Source organism: Nonomuraea sp. NPDC005650, assembly GCF_040605375.1.
Lineage (GTDB): Bacteria > Actinomycetota > Actinomycetes > Streptosporangiales > Streptosporangiaceae > Nonomuraea.
In genome coordinates this window covers 1-1365 of sequence record NZ_JBEXCR010000142.1, presented here as the reverse complement: position 1 = coordinate 1365, position 1365 = coordinate 1, and the positions used below count along the sequence as shown (strand labels likewise).

General features: G+C 65.6%; 2 protein-coding genes. Both read left to right on the top strand.

Annotated elements, in window-relative coordinates:
- Nucleotides 1–58: 58 nt before the first annotated feature.
- Entirely contained in the window at nt 59–934 is an 876-nt protein-coding gene (locus ABZS69_RS67065) for an IS5 family transposase (protein ID WP_355395682.1), read from the top strand.
- Nucleotides 935–1011: 77 nt separating this feature from the next.
- Nucleotides 1012–1353, top strand: coding sequence for a hypothetical protein (locus ABZS69_RS67060; RefSeq protein WP_355395680.1), 342 nt, complete (start codon nt 1012–1014; stop codon nt 1351–1353).
- Nucleotides 1354–1365: the final 12 nt, after the last annotated feature.

Here is a 1365-nt window from a genome sequence, read left to right as displayed (position 1 = left end):
CTAGGGCCTGTTTCAGAAGTGGATCACCTAGGTGGTCCACCTCCGGGATGATCTTTGTGTGGGTCGGGGTGATTTGACCGCGGAGCAGTGGGCGATGCTGGAGCCGTTGTTGCCGGTGGGCAGGAAAGCGGGCCGTCCCCCGCTGTGGGCGAAGCGGAAGCTCATCGACGGGATCCGATGGCGAGTTCGGACTGGCGCGCCATGGCGGGATGTGCCCGGGCGGTATGGGCCATGGCAGACGGTGTACGGGTTGTTTCGCCGCTGGCAGCGGGACGGAGTCTGGGCGCGCATCCTTGTCGCGTTACAGGCACAAGCCGATGCCGAAGGGCTGATCACCTGGGATGTGTCGGTGGATTCCACCATCGTCCGCGCGCACCAGCACGCCGCCGGTGCGCGAAGAGACGGGGATGCTCAGAGGGAACCACCCGGCGGAGCTCGTACGGAACCAGACGATCACGGGCTGGGCCGATCGCGTGGCGGTCTGACCACCAAGACGCACCTGGCTGTGGAACAGGGGCAAAAGCCGCTGTCGTTGGTGGTCACGGCTGGGCAGCGGGGCGACTCCCCGCAGTTCAGGCCGGTGCTGGAGGGGATTCGGGTGCCGCGTCCGGGCGGGGGTCGTCCCCGTACTCGCCCCGATCGAGTCCGCGCCGACAAGGCCTACTCCTCTCGCGGCAACCGCTCCTACCTGCGCCGGCGTGGTATCAGATGCACCATCCCCGAAAAGAAGGATCAGGCGGCTCACCGCCGCAAACGTGGATCGCGCGGCGGCCGGCCTCCCGTGTTCGACAAGGTCGACTACCGCGAGCGCCACGCCGTCGAGTGCGCGATCAACCGGCTCAAGCGCAACCGGGCCGTGGCCACCCGGTACGACAAGCTGGCCGTCCGCTACGAAGCGACCGTGCATATCGCCTGCATCAACGAGTGGTTGTGACCACGCTCTTGGCCGCGGCTGGGATCTTGCACAATCTGTTTCAGTGGTGACCCGTACGTCTGGAAAAGGGGCCGATAGTGGGGCGCGAGTACATCCGGCTGAAGGCGGAAAACGAGGGCGGCGAACTCATCGTGGAGCCGTCCGAGGACGCCCTCTACGAGATGATCATTGAGCTCGCCCTCCCCGACAACACCTTCGTCCTCGTCGAACCAGACGAAGACGATCCCACCTGGTTCGCCTCAGTCGCCTGCCTCGACGATGGCGCCTACGAGGTCGAATACCGCGACCCGCTTCATCGGTATCACCGCCTTGACACCGCGACCGACCCGAGCCGTATCGCTTCCGACGTCACCATCTGGACCGCTCAGGCATCGCGAGCACACGCAGCCCTCACCCGAGACTCCTCACCCGACTTCTAAAACAGGCCCTAG